This window comes from Paraburkholderia atlantica (assembly GCF_000092885.1).
GTDB lineage: Bacteria > Pseudomonadota > Gammaproteobacteria > Burkholderiales > Burkholderiaceae > Paraburkholderia > Paraburkholderia atlantica.
Genome location: NC_014118.1, coordinates 609,258 through 627,045, shown reverse-complemented (window position 1 = coordinate 627,045; position 17,788 = coordinate 609,258). Strand labels below are relative to the sequence as shown.

At 64.3% G+C, this 17,788-nt stretch carries 18 protein-coding genes; 8 read left to right on the top strand and 10 right to left on the bottom strand.

Annotated elements, in window-relative coordinates:
* Positions 1–2 precede the first annotated feature (2 nt).
* The 4 genes from BC1002_RS18880 (at position 3) to BC1002_RS18865 (ending at position 3,026) form a co-directional block, all read left to right on the top strand.
* Positions 3–815, top strand: coding sequence for a transporter substrate-binding domain-containing protein (locus BC1002_RS18880; RefSeq protein ID WP_041735296.1), 813 nt, complete (start codon positions 3–5; stop codon positions 813–815).
* A 62-nt stretch (positions 816–877) separates the two neighbouring features.
* Complete coding sequence (locus BC1002_RS18875) at positions 878–1,651, top strand: amino acid ABC transporter permease (protein ID WP_013091587.1); 774 nt, start codon at positions 878–880, stop codon at positions 1,649–1,651.
* 2 nt (positions 1,652–1,653) lie between these two features.
* Positions 1,654–2,310 carry an amino acid ABC transporter permease gene (locus tag BC1002_RS18870; RefSeq protein ID WP_013091586.1) on the top strand — a complete coding sequence of 219 codons (657 nt, stop codon included), beginning with the start codon at positions 1,654–1,656 and terminating at the stop codon, positions 2,308–2,310.
* A gap of 125 nt (positions 2,311–2,435) precedes the next feature.
* A complete protein-coding gene (locus BC1002_RS18865; RefSeq protein ID WP_013091585.1) occupies positions 2,436–3,026 on the top strand; it encodes a winged helix-turn-helix transcriptional regulator in 591 nt (196 codons plus the stop codon).
* A 43-nt stretch (positions 3,027–3,069) separates the two neighbouring features.
* On the opposite strand, the gene BC1002_RS18860 is transcribed toward BC1002_RS18865, so the two are convergent.
* The 4 genes from BC1002_RS18860 to BC1002_RS18845 form a co-directional block, all read right to left on the bottom strand.
* Positions 3,070–3,528, bottom strand: coding sequence for a MarR family winged helix-turn-helix transcriptional regulator (locus BC1002_RS18860; RefSeq protein WP_013091584.1), 459 nt, complete (start codon positions 3,526–3,528; stop codon positions 3,070–3,072).
* A 267-nt stretch (positions 3,529–3,795) separates the two neighbouring features.
* Positions 3,796–4,068 carry a hypothetical protein gene (locus tag BC1002_RS18855; RefSeq protein ID WP_013091583.1) on the bottom strand — a complete coding sequence of 91 codons (273 nt, stop codon included), beginning with the start codon at positions 4,066–4,068 and terminating at the stop codon, positions 3,796–3,798.
* 69 nt (positions 4,069–4,137) lie between these two features.
* Positions 4,138–4,584, bottom strand: coding sequence for an OsmC family protein (locus BC1002_RS18850; protein ID WP_013091582.1), 447 nt, complete (start codon positions 4,582–4,584; stop codon positions 4,138–4,140).
* Between the two features lie 84 nt (positions 4,585–4,668).
* On the bottom strand, positions 4,669–5,115 hold the full coding sequence (locus tag BC1002_RS18845; protein ID WP_013091581.1) for an Ohr family peroxiredoxin: 447 nt from the start codon (positions 5,113–5,115) through the stop codon (positions 4,669–4,671).
* A 399-nt stretch (positions 5,116–5,514) separates the two neighbouring features.
* On the opposite strand from BC1002_RS18845, the gene BC1002_RS18840 reads away from it, so the two are divergent.
* A complete protein-coding gene (locus BC1002_RS18840) occupies positions 5,515–6,219 on the top strand; it encodes an SDR family oxidoreductase (RefSeq protein WP_013091580.1) in 705 nt (234 codons plus the stop codon).
* A gap of 88 nt (positions 6,220–6,307) precedes the next feature.
* Here BC1002_RS18840 and BC1002_RS18835 read toward each other — a convergent pair whose 3' ends face one another.
* From BC1002_RS18835 to BC1002_RS18825, 3 genes are read right to left on the bottom strand one after another with little or no spacing between them, the layout of a single operon-like run.
* A complete protein-coding gene (locus tag BC1002_RS18835; RefSeq protein WP_013091579.1) occupies positions 6,308–7,612 on the bottom strand; it encodes a c-type cytochrome in 1,305 nt (434 codons plus the stop codon).
* Between the two features lie 17 nt (positions 7,613–7,629).
* The gene (locus BC1002_RS18830; protein WP_013091578.1) at positions 7,630–9,882 is read right to left on the bottom strand and encodes a xanthine dehydrogenase family protein molybdopterin-binding subunit; all 2,253 of its coding nucleotides are present in this window, start codon (positions 9,880–9,882) and stop codon (positions 7,630–7,632) included.
* Position 9,883: 1 nt separating this feature from the next.
* Entirely contained in the window at positions 9,884–10,339 is a 456-nt protein-coding gene (locus BC1002_RS18825; protein WP_013091577.1) for a (2Fe-2S)-binding protein, read from the bottom strand.
* A 359-nt stretch (positions 10,340–10,698) separates the two neighbouring features.
* Between BC1002_RS18825 and BC1002_RS18820 the strand changes: the two genes are divergently transcribed.
* On the top strand, positions 10,699–11,097 hold the full coding sequence (locus BC1002_RS18820) for a hypothetical protein (RefSeq protein ID WP_013091576.1): 399 nt from the start codon (positions 10,699–10,701) through the stop codon (positions 11,095–11,097).
* Positions 11,098–11,348: 251 nt separating this feature from the next.
* On the opposite strand, the gene BC1002_RS18815 is transcribed toward BC1002_RS18820, so the two are convergent.
* Complete coding sequence (locus BC1002_RS18815) at positions 11,349–12,296, bottom strand: peptidoglycan DD-metalloendopeptidase family protein (protein ID WP_013091575.1); 948 nt, start codon at positions 12,294–12,296, stop codon at positions 11,349–11,351.
* 427 nt (positions 12,297–12,723) lie between these two features.
* Positions 12,724–13,902, bottom strand: coding sequence for a porin (locus tag BC1002_RS18810; RefSeq protein WP_013091574.1), 1,179 nt, complete (start codon positions 13,900–13,902; stop codon positions 12,724–12,726).
* A gap of 525 nt (positions 13,903–14,427) precedes the next feature.
* Here BC1002_RS18810 and BC1002_RS18805 point away from each other — a divergent pair.
* Both BC1002_RS18805 and BC1002_RS18800 read left to right on the top strand, forming a co-directional pair.
* Complete coding sequence (locus BC1002_RS18805; RefSeq protein ID WP_013091573.1) at positions 14,428–15,540, top strand: OpgC domain-containing protein; 1,113 nt, start codon at positions 14,428–14,430, stop codon at positions 15,538–15,540.
* A 118-nt stretch (positions 15,541–15,658) separates the two neighbouring features.
* Positions 15,659–16,531, top strand: a complete 873-nt coding sequence (locus BC1002_RS18800) for an alpha/beta hydrolase (RefSeq protein WP_013091572.1) — start codon at positions 15,659–15,661, stop codon at positions 16,529–16,531.
* A 7-nt stretch (positions 16,532–16,538) separates the two neighbouring features.
* Here BC1002_RS18800 and BC1002_RS18795 read toward each other — a convergent pair whose 3' ends face one another.
* Positions 16,539–17,633 carry an AI-2E family transporter gene (locus tag BC1002_RS18795; RefSeq protein WP_013091571.1) on the bottom strand — a complete coding sequence of 365 codons (1,095 nt, stop codon included), beginning with the start codon at positions 17,631–17,633 and terminating at the stop codon, positions 16,539–16,541.
* Between the last annotated feature and the right edge of the window lie 155 nt (positions 17,634–17,788).

Below are 17,788 nucleotides of genomic sequence, written 5' to 3'. Positions count from 1 at the left end.
TGATGAACCAGCGCCCCGCTCTCCAATCGACCCGCCGCGTGTTCGCGACCCTCGCCGCGACGCTCGCAATCACCGCGCTCGGCGCGCTGCCATCGGCCGCGCATGCCGACGCGCTCGACGACATCGCGAAGTCCGGCACCGTGCGCATCGGCGTGTTCGAAGACTATCCGCCGTTCGGCTCGATCGGTCCGGACATGAAGCCGGTCGGCTACGACATCGACGTCGCCAATCTGATCGGCAAGGCGCTCAACGCGAAGGTCGAACTGGTGCCGGTGACCGGCGACAACCGCATGGCCTTCCTCGCCGATCACAAGACCGACATGCTGCTGTCGGTCGGCCAGACGCCCGAGCGCGAAAAAGTGATCGACTTCTCGCAACCGTACGCGCCGTACTACCTCGCGGTGTTCGGCCCGAAATCGCTGCCGGTGAAGAACGCGGCCGATCTCGGCGGCAAGTCGATCTCGGTCGCGCGCGGCACGCTCGAAGACCTGAGCGTGACGAAGATCGCGCCGCCGTCGGCGAACATCAAACGTTTCGACGATCCGAACGGCGCTATTTCGGCGTTTCTTTCTGGTCAGGTACAGTTGATGGTGGTCGGCAACGACGTCGGCGCGACGATTCTCGCGCGGCATCCGGCGAACGATCCGGAGCAGAAGTTCGCGCTGTTCAGCTCGCCCGATCACGTCGGTCTGAACAAGAACGAGCCGCGCCTGAAGGCGAAGGTCGACGAAACGATTGCCAAAGCCCGCAAGGACGGCACGATGAACGCGATCTCGCAGAAGTGGCTGCGCGCGCCGCTGCCGGCCGATCTCTGAAACCCGTGGCGTGGTGCTGTGAAGCCCGCGCCGCAACCTGATCCTACGATGGGCACGAGGCCATGACTTACGCGTTCGATTTCACCGGCTTCGGCCTCTATGCGGGGATGCTCGCGCGCGGCGCCGCCGTGACGCTCGGTCTCACCGCCGTGTCGACCCTGGCGGGCGGGCTCGTCGGCATCGCCGGCGCGAGCATTGCGGCGGCCGGGCCGAAGTGGGCGCGCTGGCTGGTCGCGAGCTATGTCGAACTGATCCGCAACACGCCGTTTCTCGTGCAGTTGTTCTTCGTGTTCTTCGGCCTGCCGAGCCTGGGCATTCATATCGACGAGGTTCAGGCGGCGATTCTCGCGATGAGCGTCAATCTCGGCGCGTATGCGACCGAGATCGTGCGCGCCGGCATCGATTCGATTTCGCGCGGCCAGGTGCAGGCCGCCCAGGCGCTCGGCCTGCAGGGACGCCAGGTGTTCCGCTACGTCGTGCTGCCGCAGGCGCTCGCCAACGTATTTCCCGCGCTGCTCGGCCAGGTGCTGATCGTGATGCTCGGCTCGGCCGTCGTGTCGCAGATTTCGGTGCCCGACCTGACCTATGCCGCGAACTTCATCCAGTCGCGCAACTTCCGCTCGTTCGAGAGCTACGTGATCATCACGGCGACCTATCTGCTGATGTCGATCGTGCTGCGGCAGCTGTTGAACCGCTTCGGGCGCGGGCTGTTCGCGGGCCGCGCGGTCCGTGGCCCCAGCGGTAGTAACAACCGTAGCGGCAACGACGGCTTGCCGCGCAACTGGCGCAGCCGCCTGATGTGGCGCGGCGCGCGCACCCTGCCGACGGAGCGCTGATCATGGTCGAATTCACGCTGTGGGATATCGCCCGCAATCTGCTGCTCGCCGCGCGCTGGACGGTGCTGCTGTCGCTGATCGCGTTCGTCGGCGGTGGGGTTGTCGGGCTCGTGCTGCTCGCGATGCGCGTGTCACCGATCGCGTGGCTGCGCCGTATCGTCGTGCTGTACGTCGAGGTGTTTCAGGGCACGCCGCTCTTGATGCAGCTCTTTCTCGCGTTCTTCGGCTTGCCGCTCATCGGCATCGACGTGTCGCCGTGGGCCGCCGCGACGGTCACGTTGACGCTCTATACGAGCGCTTATCTGGTCGACATCTGGCGCGGTTGCGTCGAAGCGGTGCCGCGCGGTCAGTGGGCGGCCGGCGCGAGCCTCGGCATGACGTTCGGCCAGCAGTTGCGCTATATCGTGTGGCCGCAGGCACTGAAAATCGCGGTCGCGCCCACCGTCGGTTTTCTCGTGCAGGTGGTGAAGAGCACTGCGCTCGCGTCGATCATCGGCTTCATCGAACTGACGAAGACCGGCACGATGATCACGAATGCCGCGTTCCGGCCGTTTCCGATTTACGGCATGGTCGCGATGATCTACTTCGCGATGTGTTTTCCGCTGACCTGGTATGCGCGCGTGCTAGAGAAGCGGCAGAAGGTCGGGCAGCATCGCTGAGGTGATATGGAGGCTATGTGCGGCGCGCCGGCATGCGCCGCACGACTGCGTTCAGGGCGCAAACCCCCGCCGATATTGCTATGATTATCATACTGACAATCGTGGCAATTTCGATGGAGGTTTGAATGAGTGCATTGCCCGACAAGAGCGATACGCTGTGCCCGATCGCGTTGTCTCAGGCAGTCATCGGCGACCGCTGGGCTGTTCTGATCCTGCGCGAACTGTTCATGGGCAATCGAAGATTCGACAGTCTGGTGGCACAGTCGCAAGCGACGCCCCAGATGCTCTCGTCCCGGCTCAAACGGCTCGAAGCGGACGGCATGATCGAGCGCAAGCGCTACATGGCAACGCCCCCACGTTACGAATACGAACTCACCGAAATGGGCCGAGCGTTCTACCCGGTCATGCTGGCGCTTCGCGAATGGGGCGAAAAGTGGCACAAATCGCAGGGCGACGACGTCGCGGTACGCTTCACGCATGTCACCTGTGGCAACGATGCCGGCATTGGCACTGTTTGCCAGGCCTGCGGCGAACCATTGCGGCGCGAAGATCTAAAGACTGAACTGAGCCCTTCCTACGCGCAGGAGCGCGCGACGCGACAGGACGCAGCAAAGACCGGCAAGTCCGCAGCTGATCGCACTCGCTCGTCTAAAACAGGTCCCCGCGAGGTTCGATCGACCGTGAAGTCTCCCGTGAGGCGCCCAAAAGTCCGTTGAATGTCCGACTTAGGCGACCCTGCAATGCGCGACCGTTAAGCGTTCACTCGTCGTTCCGGACTGACTTGATAAGATTGTTCCGCAACGTCACGACCGACGCCTGAACTTTTGCGAACTCGTCGGACGCAAGGCCCGTGTCGACCGGGTTCATCTTCAGTGCTTTTTCGCGCAGCCGCCGGCCGCTCTTCGTGAGACTGACCCGCACCTGGCGCTCATCGCCGGGATCGCGTTGCCTTTCCACATAACCCATCGCCTCGAGCTTCTTCAACATTGGCGTAAGCGTGTTGGACTCGAGAAACAGCTTGGCGCCAAGACCGCTGACGGTCTGGTTGTCGTCCTCCCACAACGCAATGATCGCGATGTATTGCGGGTAGGTAAGTCCGAGTTCCTCGAGTATCGGCTTGTATGCCTTGCCGAAAGCCAGGTTCGCGGAGTAGACCGCAAAGCACAGGTAATCGGAAAGCATCAGATTTTCGGGTGCCAGTTGATCCCTGGATTTCATATGTAGCCTCCTTCGCTGGAGCCTGACGTTTCACGGGATATACATCGCATACGATTATATCGCGCCACAACATATGGCGCATCGCTGCCGGAAGCGTTCAACCCACCGTGAAGGTCTCGCGGCGAAGAGCGCGCAGTACCGCATCGTAGAACCGCTCTGAGCGCTGCTTCTTTCTCCGTGGCGAACTCATCGACCGTCCGATTGCCGTGACCGGCGCGCAGCAACAACGAGGATGCGCGACGGCCGAGCGACGGAGGGATGGACGATCTAGTGGTGTGCGAAGAGCTTGTCACGCGACGTCGCGGCGACATGGCTGCCTGATTCCGACAGCCCGGAAACCGCACCGCCATACGCCTTTTCCCGTGTAGCTTCGTCCGCGCGTTCCGCCGCGACGGTTCGCAGGCTCTGACCGCTTTGCGATGCCGGTGCGCCCACCGAGGGCTTGTAGAACGGGGCCGGTCCATAGCCGCTGGCGAACGCGGGTACGGTGACGGACGCGGAAACTGCGACGAGCAGTGCAACGATGAGCTTGGTCTTCATGATGAGAATTCCTTCAAAGATGTTCAGTGAAGGGCACCTGCTCCTGGCAGAGACACGTGCCCTGACGTATTACGCCGTGACGATGTTGGTACTGACCTCGATGTTGCCGCGCACCGACTTCGAGTACGGGCAGATCTGATGGGCCAGGTGCGCGATTTTCTCGACGACTTCCCTTTCCACTCCGGGCACGCGGATGTCGAACTCGGCGCCGAGGAACCACGCCGCACCGGTCTGCCCGATGTTCACCCGGATGTCGACCGAATAGTCGGGCGGCAGCGTGACCTTCTTCAGTTGGGCCGCCATGCCGAACACGGTCGTGTAGCAGGCCGACCAGGCGCCCGCAAACAGCTGCTCGGCTCTCGGGTGGGGCTCGGTGCCGATGTAGTCGAGGGTCTCGACACCTGGTGCGGTCAGCTTCAGGTCGTAGACGCCGTACTCGCCGCGCTGGGCTGCGGGGTCGCGATTGACCGTGGCGTGGGAGTTACCTGCAGCGAGGACGTTTTCGATCTTTTCCATGATGGATTCCTGTGTGTTTGGGATAACAAGCGGGTATCAAACGCATTTCACTCTCGTACGATTACATCGCGTACGATATATATGTCACGTCGTGACGACGTTCAGGCTGACCTCGATGTTGCCGTGCACGGCCTTCGAATACGGGCAGATCTGATGGGCGCGGTTCGCAAGTCCCTCGACGACTTCCGCTGCCAGACCCGGCGCGCGGATGGTGAACTGGGCGCCGAGACTAAACCCGTTACCGACCGTGCCGATACTGACCTGGATGTCCACGGAATAGTCGGACGGCAGCGCGACCTTCCTCATCGAGGCCGCAATCTCGAACGCGCTGATGTAACAGGCCGACCACGCGCCCGCAAACATCTGCTCGGCTCGCGGATGCAGTTCGGTGGCGATGAAATCGCGGCTTTCGCCGTTGGGCGCCGACAGCTTGAGGTCGAGCACGCCGTGCTCACCGCGCTGTGCATCGGGGTCGTGATTGACCGTGGCGTGGGAGTTGCCTGAGAAGAGGACTTGATCGATTCGGGCCATGATGGCTTCCTATGTAAATAAGGGGGTTAAGCGTCTTAGATCGCATGCGATGTAATCGCTTGCGTTGAATAATGGACAAAGACGCGGCCGCTGTCAATCGCAAAAGATTTAATCGCATCCGATATATTGATAGGGCGAGCGAATACTTGCCCCGTCGCCTCGCCGCACTTGACGGTATGAATATCATAGTTATATGCTGCGCCCGTTGTCATTGCGAAGCGCGAGAGCTCACGAATCGTCCGACAAAAGGCAGCCGGCGCCGGCTGCGCGACGCGCTCAGCTGCTGCGCGCCAAGGCGCGGCGCAACGGCTCGGTTAGCGAATGCAGCCTCGTTTCCACCGCATCTCACGCGCACCGCCAGCCGGCGCGCATGCGATACACCATGTGAAAGGAAAGACTATGAAGATCGAAGATGCTGTCGTTTTCGTTACGGGCGCGAACCGCGGGCTTGGCCTCGAGTTCGCGAAACAGGCGCTCGAACGAGGGGCGCGGAAGGTTTATGCGGGCGCCCGCAATCCGGCCAGCGTGACATTGCCGGGAGTCGTCCCCGTCAAGCTCGACGTGACCGATCCGGCGGCCGTGGCCGCGGCTGCCGATGCGGCTCGCGACGTCACGCTGCTGATCAACAACGCCGGCATCGCGCGACTCGGCAGCCTGACGGACGACGGCGCGCTCGACGCGTTGCGCGATCACTTCGAAACCAATGTCTTCGGCATCTTGGCGATGTCGCGTGCGTTCGCGGGGAGCCTCGCCGCGAACGGCGGCGGTGCGATCCTGAACGTGCTGTCGGTCGCGAGCTGGGTGAACCGGCCGATTCTGTCTGCCTACGGCGTGTCGAAGTCGGCCGCGTGGGCGCTGACCAACGGCCTGCGCCAATCGCTGCGCGAGCAGCGCACGCAGGTCATCGGGCTGCATGCAGGCTTTATCGATACGGATCTGGTGCGCGACCTGGAAGTGCCGAAGGCAACGCCGGCCGACGTCGTGCGCCAGGCGTACGAAGCTATCGAGGCCGGCTCGGAGGAAGTGTCCACCGACGAATTCACGCGGCAGGTGAAGGCTGGACTGTCGGCAGGCATCTATCTGAACGACTCCACGTCACGCTGATCGCGCCGAAGCGCTCCCGCCCAAAAAAAGCGGCAACCCTGCGCTGCATGGATTGCCGCTTTTGCGTTCCGCCGCACTTACCTCTCGATCACCGCCCCGCTTGCGTCGACTGGCGCAACTTCGCCACCTCCGCCGCAGCAACGGCCGGCGCGCCGTTGTTCCAGCCCGCGCGCACGAAGCTCAGCACGTCGGCGATCTGCTTGTCGTCGAGCACCGCCGCAAAGCCGGGCATCGGAAACGGCGACGGCACGCCGTTGATCACGAGATCGCCGGTGCCGTTCAGCGTCACGTTGATCAGCGACGACGCGTCCTTCGCGAGCACGTTCGGATTGCCGGCGAGCGGCGCGAGCATCGGCGCGAAGCCGCGTCCGTCGACACCGTGGCAATGCATGCAATACGCGGCATAGACGCGCGCTCCGGCATCGTTCGCGGGGCGATCGAGCGACACCTTCGTCGCCTGCGGATCGTAGGTATAGGCCGGCGCGCCGTTGCCGCCGACCGGTGGCAGCGACTTCAGATACTTCGACACCGCCGCCACGTCCTGATCGTTCAGCGCTTGCGTGCTGTTGTTGATCACGCTCGTCATCGCGCCGAACGCCGACGCATGGCGATTCGCGCCGGTCTTCAGGAACGTGCGCAGATCCTCGTCGCTCCAGCGGCCGAGCCCGGTGTTGTGCTCGCCGGTCAGGTTCGACGCGAACCAGCCGTCGAGCAGCGCGCCGCTCAGGAACGCGCTGCCGCTTTCGTCGAGCGCGCCTTCCTGGAACCCAACGCCGCGCGGCGTGTGACACGACCCGCAATGTCCGAGCCCCTGCACCAGATACGCGCCGCGATTCCATGCGACGTCCTTGCCCGGCTTGTCGCGGTACGGACCCTTCTCCAGAAACGCCATGTTCCAGAACATCAGCGGCCAGCGCATGTTCAGCGGCCACCTGATGTCGGACTCGCGATTCGCCTGCTGCACCGGTGCGACGCCGTGCATGAAGAACGCGTACAGCGCCTTCACGTCGCCGTCGTTGACCTTTGCGTAGGACGGATACGGCATCGCCGGATACAGGTTGTGGCCGTCTTTCGCGACGCCCTCACGCAGCGCCCGCGCGAAGTCCGCTTCCGTGTAGCCGCCGATGCCGGTCTGCGCGTCGGGCGTGATGTTGGTCACGTAGATGCGGCCCATCGGCGTGTTCATCGGCAGGCCGCCGGCGAACGGTTTGCCTTTCGGCGCGGTGTGGCAGGCCGCGCAATCGCCGAGTTGAGCGAGATAGGCGCCGCGTTGCACGAGCGCCTGATCGGCTGCGCCGGCATTCGCCGGAGTTGCGGCACCGGCAGGCGCTTGCGCGAGAAACGGCAACGCGACGCACAATGCCGCGCCAAGACCCTTCAGCATGTTTTTCATGTTGGCCTCCTTTCGCGTCACGCGCTGTGCAGTTGACGGCCAACCGGCAATTGCCGCAGCCGCGTGCCGGTGGCCGCATAGATCGCATTAGTCAGCGCGGGCGCGAGCGCGGCGGTGCCCGGTTCGCCGATGCCGCCGGGCGCCTCGCCGCTCTTGACGAGGTGCACGTCGATCGGCGGCGTCTCGTTGATGCGCAGAATCCGGTAGTCGGTGAAGTTGTTCTGCTCGACGCGGCCGTCCTTGATCGTGATCTCGCTATACAGCGCCGCCGTGATGCCGAAGACGATGCCGCCCTGCACCTGGGCCTCGATCGTGTTCGGGTTGACGTACATCCCGCAATCGACCGCGCAGTTGACGCGCTTGACCGTGACCTCGCCCTGCTCGACCGCGACCTCGACGACGATCGCGAAGAAGCTGCCGAACGCGTGCATCACCGAGATGCCGCGCCCTTGCCCCTTCGGCAGCGCACTGCCCCAGTTGCCGGCTTGCGCGGCCACGTTCAGCACGTTCAGCGCGCGCGGCGATTTGCCGAGTAGATCGCGCCGGTACTGCACCGGATCGATCTTCGCGTGCGCGGCGAGCTCGTCGATGAAGCTCTCGACGACGAACGTGCCGCGCGTCGGCCCGACGCCGCGCCAGAACGCGGTGGGCACCGCGTGCGGTTCCACGCGCACGTAGTCGATCAGCTGGTTCGGCAGGTCGTACGGCAGATCGGCGGCGACTTCCACCGCGTCGGGGTCGACTCCGTTCTTGACCGCAGGCGGCGCGAAGCGCGCCAGGATCGACGAACCGGCAATGCGATGCTGCCACGCGATCGGTTTGCCGTTCGCGTCGAGCCCGGCCGAGATCGTGTCGTAGTAGTACGGCCGGTACATGTCGTGCTGGATGTCTTCCTCGCGCGTCCACAGCACCTTGACCGGCGTCGACACCTGTTTGCCGACCTTCACGGCCTGCGTGACCATGTCGATTTCGAGCCGCCGTCCGAAGCCGCCGCCGAGCAGATGGTTGTGCACGATGATCTTGTCGGCAGGCAAGCCGGTGACCGCAGCCGCCGCATCGACGACGCGCGTCGGCACCTGCGAGCCGAGCCAGATTTCGCACGCGTCGCCGCGCACGTGAACCGTGGCGTTGACCGGCTCCATCGTCGCGTGCGCGAGGAACGGCTGCTGGTAGACCGCGTCCACACGCGACTTCGCATTGCCGAACGCGCGGCCGACGTCGCCGTCCTTGCGCGCCACCGCGCCGCCATGTTGCGAGGCCGCCGCGAGATCGTCGACGATGCGCTTCATCGATACCTGCGCGCCCGCGCCTTCGTTCCACTTGATATCGAGCGCCTGCAAGCCGCGCTTCGCGGCCCACGTGTGGTCACCGATCACCGCGACCGCATTGTCGAGCTTGATGACTTCGCGCACGCCGGGGATCTTCTTCGCATGCGTAGCGTCGACGCTCGCGAGCGTGCCGCCGAACACCGGACAGTTCGCGATCACCGCGTAGACCATGCCGGGCAAGCGCACGTCGAGGCCGAACTGCGCGGTGCCGTCGACTTTCTCCGGCGAATCGAGACGCTTCGCCGGCGTGCCGATCAGCTTGAAATTCTTCGGGTCTTTCAACGGCACGTTCTGCGGCGCGGGCAGCGCGGCGGCGGCCTGCGCGAGCTGCCCATAGCTCGCGCTGCGATTGCTGGCCGCGTGGATCACCTGCCCGCCTTGCGCATGGCAACTGGCCGGATCGACCTGCCACTGCTGCGCGGCCGCGTTGATCAGCATCACGCGCGCTGTCGCGCCTGCGCGGCGCATCGGCTCCCACGCGAAGCGAATCGACGTCGAGCCGCCGGTCAACTGGCCGCCGAGCAGCGGGTCCATGAAGAGCTTTTCGTTGGGCGGCGCGTGATCGAGCGTGACCGAGTCGAGCGGGACTTCGAGTTCTTCGGCGATCAGCATCGGAATCGATGTATAGACACCCTGACCCATCTCGACCTTCGGTATCACCAACGTGACCTTGCCGGCGGTGTCGATCTGGATGAACGCGTTCGGCGCGAACACGCCGCTTTGCGGCGCCTCGTTCGCATCGCCGCCGATCACGCTCTTGCCCACCTTCTGATCCTGGCTCGCGGCCGGCATGCTGAAGCCGAGCAGCAGACCGCCGCCGGCCGCGGCGCCGACCGTCACGCCGAACTTGAGGAACGTGCGCCGGGAGATGCCGCGCGCACGCGGCGTGTCGGTGTCGGACGGCTGTGCGCCGTTCTGTGCATCGAGCAATCCCTGGGACATGTCAGGCCCCCTTCGCGGCTTGCTTGATCGCCGCGCGCACGCGGTGATAGGTGCCGCAGCGGCAGATGTTGCCCGCCATCGCGGCGTCGATGTCGGCGTCGCTCGGATTGGGATTGCGCGCGAGCAGCGATGCCGCCGACATCACCTGCCCCGACTGACAGTAGCCGCATTGCACGACGTCGAGCTCACGCCAGGCCTGCTGCACTTTCTGGCCGGTGGGCGTCGCGCCGACCGCTTCGATCGTGACGATCTTGCGCTCGCCCACCGCCGCCGTCGGAAACACGCACGAACGCACCGCGACGCCATCGAGATGCACGGTGCATGCGCCGCACTGCGCGATGCCGCAGCCGAACTTGGTGCCGGTCAGCCCGACGAGATCGCGCAGCACCCAAAGCAGGGGCATGTCGGGCGGGGCATCGACGGTATGGGTTTCGCCGTTGATATTGAGCGTTGTCATGAGCGGCTCCGGTGGGGGATGTTGTTGTGGTCACGCGGTTTAGATCGCGACGCCGCACCAGACCGCGAACATGCACCGGTTTTGTTCGGCATGTCGCGCTAATTCGCGATGAAAAGCGGTCTGTGATCGAGCGGGTGTCGCCAGAAAACCGGCCGATTGTAGTCGTGTCGAAAGAACTTCGCTTTGGCGGTGCCAGGCGGCACGTCGCATGCTATGCGGGCTGCATCGCATGTGTCGGCGGGGGCGATGCGTTACCATCGATGGATCGATCCGTTAGCGTGATCGCGCGACCCTGCATCGCACCGAGTGGTGTTGCGACGCGCGATTCCGTCGAGTCACCTCAGCCGCTGGAGCCGCCGATGAACGACCCGCAATGCACTCAATTCCTCACGGATATTCGCCGACCATTGCTTGCGCTGCACAAGGCGATTCTCGATCACGAACGCGCCGTATACGAAAAGGAGTTCGGCCCGGTGACGCCGGCGGCATTCCTGCAAGTGCTGATCAACGGTTCGGGGTTTCGCTGGCTGACGCCGTTATCGACGGTGATCGCGAGCGTCGACGAAATTCTCGACGACGCGGAAGCGGAGGCCGGCGACCGTCTCGCGACCGCCGAGGCCGTGATCGGACTGTTCTCTCCCGACCAACCGAACAACCACTTCCTGCCGCGTTATCTGCCGCTGTTGCAGGCCGATCCGGCGATCCTGCATTACCACGGCGAGGTAGCGCGATTGCTGCGCGGCGTGCAAACGACGTAACGGCGATTCGCGCGGAGCACGGCGGCGGCGCGTGCGCTGCTTGCCGGCTCCTGCATTTCCTCACCGTTGATCAGCGGCCGCGGGTCGCGCCCGCATCGTCGATGGTCGGTACTTTTGCGTGAATTGAGCGGAATGCGCTGACGTGAAGGTACTTTCGCAGCGATTTATCGACCGCCCAGCATGAGCGGCCGATCGGATTACCTGGGTTAGCTGAATGAATCCAAGGTGAGCTTTTGCGGGAACGCAGAAGCTCAACTGCGCCCTTGCGGCAGATAACGCAGCGGATCGACCGGTTTGCCGTCGTGCCGCACTTCGAACCCGACCGACACACGCGAATTGTTTTCGTCACCCATCTCCGCGATCTGCTGTCCCTTGCGAACGATGTCGCCCATCTTCACCAGCAGCTTGCGGTTGTGCGAATACGCGGTCAGAAAATCCTTGTTGTGTTCGACGATGATCAGGCTGCCATAGCTGTTCAGTCCGGTGCCCGCGTACATGACCTTGCCGTCGGCGGCGGCTCGCACCGGATCGCCCGCTTTGCCGCCGATTTCGATGCCGCGTGTTTCGCCCGGCTGGAACGCTTCGACCACGCTGCCCGCGGCAGGCCACGCGAGTGTCACGCTGGTCGCATGCCGGCGGGTTTCCTGCGTGACCTGGCGGACTTCGGCGGCATCCAGAGCGGGGGCTGCGGACTGCGTCGAAGATTGCGCCGAGGTTTGCGCTGTCGCTTGTGAAGCACCCGGCGCCGCGGCTCGCGCCGCCGCCTTCGAGGCGGCCGCCTCATTGGCCGCCTTCACCGCGCGCACCGTCTCCGGCGACGCGACGTGCAGCACTTGCCCCGGCTTCAGCCGCGCCGACGCCTTCAGCCCATTCCATGCCTGCAACTGCTTGACGCTGATGCGATGATGCTGCGCGACCCGCGCGAGCGTGTCGCCGTGCCTGACCCGATACACGAGCGGCTGCGACTTTTTCAGCGACGCATTATCGCTGGCATCGATCGACAGCGGCGCGGCTGCCGCAGCATCGGCAGACGCTGTTCCCGTCGCATTCGCCGCCGGCACGCCGGACGCTGCGTTGGTGCTGTTTGCCACTCCGTTCTGCGCATTCGGCTGCCCGACGTTCGCGCAACCGCTGACCGCCAGCGCGACCCATGCGCCGGCGAGACCGGCCAGGATCGTTCTGTCGAAACGCTTTCTCATTCTGTCCGACTCCTGCTGTATAGATGCGCAAGCCGGATACGCCGATGCCGCTGACAAGGCGCGCGATCTTCGGCCACGCAGCCTTCCCGACGACACGGCGAAGCTGCCTCGTACGGCGCTCGTTCCGTGCCTGCTTGCCGATCGAATTTCTGGCGGAATTCTAAAGTGCCGTTTAATCGAAACGCCCCGCGCCACACACTCTGATACAGACGTTACGAGCCGTATTTCCGCGTTACGACGGTACGTGTTTGGGCACGCCAACGACGCACACATCACCGCTTCGCCGCGGCGCGTTCAGGCTCGTTGACATTCGACTTATCGGCAGACGCGAGGGGAACTTGAATAGTCATGCGCCGAGGCGCAGAGCGCAAAAAAGCCAGCCTTCGAAATTCGAAGGCCGGCCGATCTGCATCAGATGTGCGGCGAACTAGAACTTATGCCGGATCGCCGCGCGCACGACGACCTGCTTCGACGTCGACGACGGCGACTGCGTGCCCGGGATGAATGCGAAGTCGAGGATCGACAGTGTGGAATCGCCGGCGACCTGTTGATAGGCGCCCTGCAGATAGAGGTCGGTGCGCTTGGACAGGTTGTAATCGGCCATCAGCCCGAACGTATGGATGCGCGGCTTCACGCCGCCGTTCGATGCGTCGTAGGTTTCCATCGTGTACACGTACTGCGCGCCGACGAACAGCACCGGCGAGATCTGATACTTGCCGTTGATCTCGAAGTTCTGATACTTGAGCGAGTTCAGCAGCACGCCCGGCGGCGTGACGGGCACGAGCGGCACCAGCGGCTCGATGCCGAGATAGCCGTTTGCGGTCGGCTCCAGATAGTTCGAGTTGCTATAGACGAAACCCGCCGTCGCCGGTCCGAACGTATAGGTGATGCCGCCGCCGAACACGCGCATGCGCGTCGCGACGAAGCCGGCGTCGTTCGTGGCGACCGCGCCGTTCGCGCTGCCACCCGGATGGTCGGCCTGCAGATAAGCCGCGGCAACCAGCAGCCCGCCATAGGTGTACTGGCCGCCGAAGCTGTACGCGCGATTGTTGGCGAAGCCCGTGTCGTTGCTGAAGCTGTAGGTGCCGCCGAACTGGAAGCCCGAGATCGACGGGCTCGAATACTTGACGGTATTGTTAAGGCGGAACGTGTTGTCGGTGTTGTCGTTGTCGAATGGATGCGAGAACAGCTCGCCGCCCCAATTGCCGTTGGCCGTGGTCTGCGCCAGATAATCGACGACCGAATCGTATTGTCGGCCAAACGTCAGCGTGCCGTACGCCTGCGAGCTGAGTCCGACGAAAGCCTGCCGACCGAACAGGCGACCGCCCTGTCCGAGCCGCCCGGAATTCAGATCGAAACCATTCTCGAGCTGGAAGATGGCCTTCAGTCCACCACCGAGATCTTCGGAACCCTTCAGGCCCCAGCGGCTCCCCTGTGCAAGCCCGCTGGCGAGTTCATAAACATGGCCGTGGCCGACGTTGTTCGTATAGTTGATGCCTTCGTCGATCACGCCATACAGCGTGACGCTAGTCTGCGCGGCGGCAGGCACGGCAAGAACGGCAGACGCAGCAATGGAGACAGCCAGCGCGAACACTTGCTTGTTCATGATGATCTCCCTGCACCTCGAGTGATAGGACAACTCGATCCGGCCGTTTTGTTCTCTTTGCTTTTTATTCTCGTCACTTTCCCAGCAGTTCTGAAGGCTGCTCCAATGGCTGCGCTTTCCAGAAATCCTCACACGACATCGTCCGGCCGTCCATGAGTGGATGCGCCAAGCATCGGGAATGTTGCTAATTCTCCACTGCGCGTCGTTTCCTCTTTTTTCGTAACGTCGCTTCAGGTAAACGGCAGCCGCTGCTGCCGATCTCGCTGCGTGATTGTCATGAAAGGAAATATAATCCCGTGCCTCTGCTGCTGTGCAACGGAACTCGATGCCGCAGCGAAGGTCATCTTTACAGCCCGCTGACGCGCCGCCCCGAAAGGCAGCCGAAGTCGGCGACGCGGACCACAGGTGACGCCAGCCCGGATCGCCTTCCCGCCGCAGCACCCAATCCCATACTAAAAAGCCTTGTGAGACGCCCGCCGCGCTGGATCAGCGCGCCGTCGCACGGGGCTGCTTTTGACTCGAACAATGCCTGACAAGCCCTCCTCCCGCCTGATCGAGCTGGACTTTTTCCGCGGACTGGTTCTGCTGATCATCGTCGTCGATCATATCGGCGGCAGCATTCTGTCGCGTGTGACACTGCACGCGTATGCGCTGTGCGATGCCGCCGAAGTATTCGTGTTCCTCGGCGGCTTCGCGACCGCCACCGCCTATGCGACGCTCGCCGAGCGGCGCAACGAGACGATCGCGCGTGGCCGCTTCGTGCGCCGCTCGTTCGAGATCTATCGCGCGTTCCTCGTCACCGCCGGGCTGATGCTGCTGGTCAGCGCGGTACTCACCGCATTCAGCATCGACGGGCCGAATCTCGCCACGACCGATCTCGACGACCTGATCGACACGCCGCTCGCCGCGCTGCGCGACATCGTGCTGCTGCGCCGGCAGCCGTACCTCGCGTCGGTGCTGCCGATGTACGCGTTCTTCGCGCTGCTGGTCCCCGCAGTCCTGCCGCTTGCGCGCAGCAAGCCGTGGCTGCTGGTCGCCGGCAGTGTCGCGCTGTGGGCCGGCGCGCCGGCGATCAGCAAGTACCTGCCCGCCGCGCCCGACATGCACTGGGACTTCAACCCGTTCGCGTGGCAACTGATGTTCGTGCTCGGCGTGCTTGCACGCTGCCAGCCGGTGTATCAGCGCACCAGCGCGCATCGGTCGGGCTGGCTCGTCAGCGTGCTGGCGTTCGCGGTGGTCGTGGGCGCCGCGTACTACAAGCTCGTGCTGCTGCATGCGCCGCTTGCCGGAAGCTTCAAGGAGAACCTGTCCTACCTGCGCGCGGGCAACTTCCTCGCGATCGCATGGCTCGTCGCTAAATTGATCGAGCTCGGCTGGGCGAAGAAGGTCGCGCGGCGGCTGCCGTGGGTCGGCTTGATCGGCCGTCAGGGCCTGCTGTGCTTCATTGCCGGCGCGGTGATTTCGCTGGTGATCGACTCGGTGCTCTACGCGGCCACCGATGGTTACCTGAACTATCCGCTCGGACTGCTCGCCGATGCGGCCGCGGTCGGCGCTCTGTTAGCCGTCGCGCTGGGCGTAGAGCCATTGAAGCGGATCGTCGGGCGGTTCGTGGACGAGCGGCTGCGGACGTCGGGCTGAACAACTTTGCGCGCATAAAGCGCCGTCCGTCCGCCACTTTCCATCTCAACTCTGGCGTCAATGCTGATAGGATGACGGCCGCGCGCGAATCCCGCGCCAGCCGGCCATCTTCACTGACATGCGTCGATTCTTCAGTTTCGCCCTCGCACTGCTTGCCTTCACCCTTGGCGCGCCCGCGTTCGCGAGCACGGTCGCGAGCCGCAGCTTCCATTCCGATGCGCTCGGCCGCGACTGGAACTACACGGTCTACCTGCCGGCGGGCTATCGCGCGGACGGTCCGCGCCTGCCGGTGCTCTACCTGCTCCACGGCAATAACGGCGACGCCAACGACTGGCTCACGCAAGGCCATCTGCAAAGTACCGCCGACACGCTGATCGAGCGCAAGGAGATCGCGCCGGTCGTCATCGTGATGCCTCAAGGCGGCACGGACTGGTACGTCGACCGCAAGGAAAAGATGGAGAGCGCGTTCTTCGGCGATCTGCTGCCCGAGATCGAAACGCACTACGCGGTCGCGACCCAGCGCGGCGGACGGATGATCGGCGGCGTGTCGATGGGCGGCTTCGGCGCGCTGCGCTACGCGCTGACGCAGCCCGAGATGTTTTGCGGCGCGCTGCTGCTGAGTCCCGCAATCTACGCAAACGAGCCGCCGCGCGCGTCGGCGGCGCGGCGCGTCGGCGTGTTCGGCGAGCACCAGTTCGATCCGCGCATATGGCACGAGCTTAACTATCCGGCGCAGTGGGACCGCTACATGAGCCAGCCGTATCGCCTGCCGATGTTCATCGCATCCGGCGACGACGACCTCGACATCCAGGCGGATGCGTCGCTGCTATACACGCATCTGCGGCTCGCGGGCAATCCGGCGGCGCTGCGGATCATCGACGGCGGCCACACGTGGGACGTATGGACCGCACTGCTGCCCGCAGCGCTCAAATACACGCTCGGCTGCGTGAAGCCGCCGGCGCAGGAGCATCCGTCGAATCAGCGGCCTTGAGACAGCGCTATTCCACGAGATCGGTCCACAGCACCATCAGCACCGTCATCAACGCGGGCCCGATGAAAATCCCCAGCAGCCCGAACGTCTCCGCGCCGCCGAGAATGCCGAACAGCACGAGCAGAAACGGCAGGCGCGTCGAGTTGCCGATCAGTACCGGCCGCACGAAGTGCTCGGCGACGAACACGACGACCGCGCCGAATACCAGCAGCCCGGCCGCCGCGACCATCGAGCCCTGCACGAGCAGCCACAGCGCGGCGAGACCGAACACGATCGGCGCGCAGAACGGCAGCATCGCGGCGATCGCCGTAACGAAGCCGAGCAGCGCCGCATGCGGCACGCCGGTCACGAAGTAGGCGACGCCAAGCAGCAGGCCCTCGCCGACGCCGACCACGATCAGCCCCGACACGGTGCCGCGCACCGCGGTCCCCATATGCGCGACGAGGTCCGCGCCGCTATCGCCGAAACCGCGTCGCGCGGCCTTCAGCAGCGAGCCGGACAGCCGTGGCCCCGCCTGAAAAATTACGAACAGCGTGACCAGCATGAACGCGAACACCATCGCCGCGTGCGCGGCGCGCGCGCCGAAATGCCGGCCGAGTGTCATCACCGTTTCGCTGTGCAAGCCTTTCATCGCCGCCGAGCCGCGCAGCGGCTGAGCGAGATTGGCTTGCCACCACGAGCTGATCTGCTGCACACCGAACGGCAGACGGTTAATGAAGTCCGGCAACGGAATGCCATTCTCCTGCGCGCTGCGGAACCAGTCGTTCAGATCGTGCGCCTCGCGCAAAGCCTGCGCGAGGCCGAGCCCGACCGGCAGCAGCACGAGCACGGCGATCACCAGCGTGAAGACGGTCGCGAGCAAGGTGGTGCGTCCCCTGAACCACGGGCTGCTCGCCACCTTGTGCAGCAGCGGCCACAGCGCAATCGCGACGACCGCCGCCCACGCCACCACCACGATGAAATCGCGCACCACCCACAATGCGAGCAGCACGAGCCCGATATAGAGCGCGACCGATGCGGCCCTCTGCTTTTTCTGGCGCTCGACGGCGACAGACGACGCTTCGGGAGAGTTGGGCGGAACTGCGGGAGGGCGTGGAATCATGTGAACTCTTGTGTTCTTGAACAGCGTGCGCGCGAGCCGACCTGAAAAATCCAAACCCGCTACACTGACGGCTCAGTTCGCCGCCCGACACTCAACATCTTAAAGGAAGCGTTGCCGCCCTTTTCCCGGCCGCCGCCCTCGTCGCGTCACAGGCA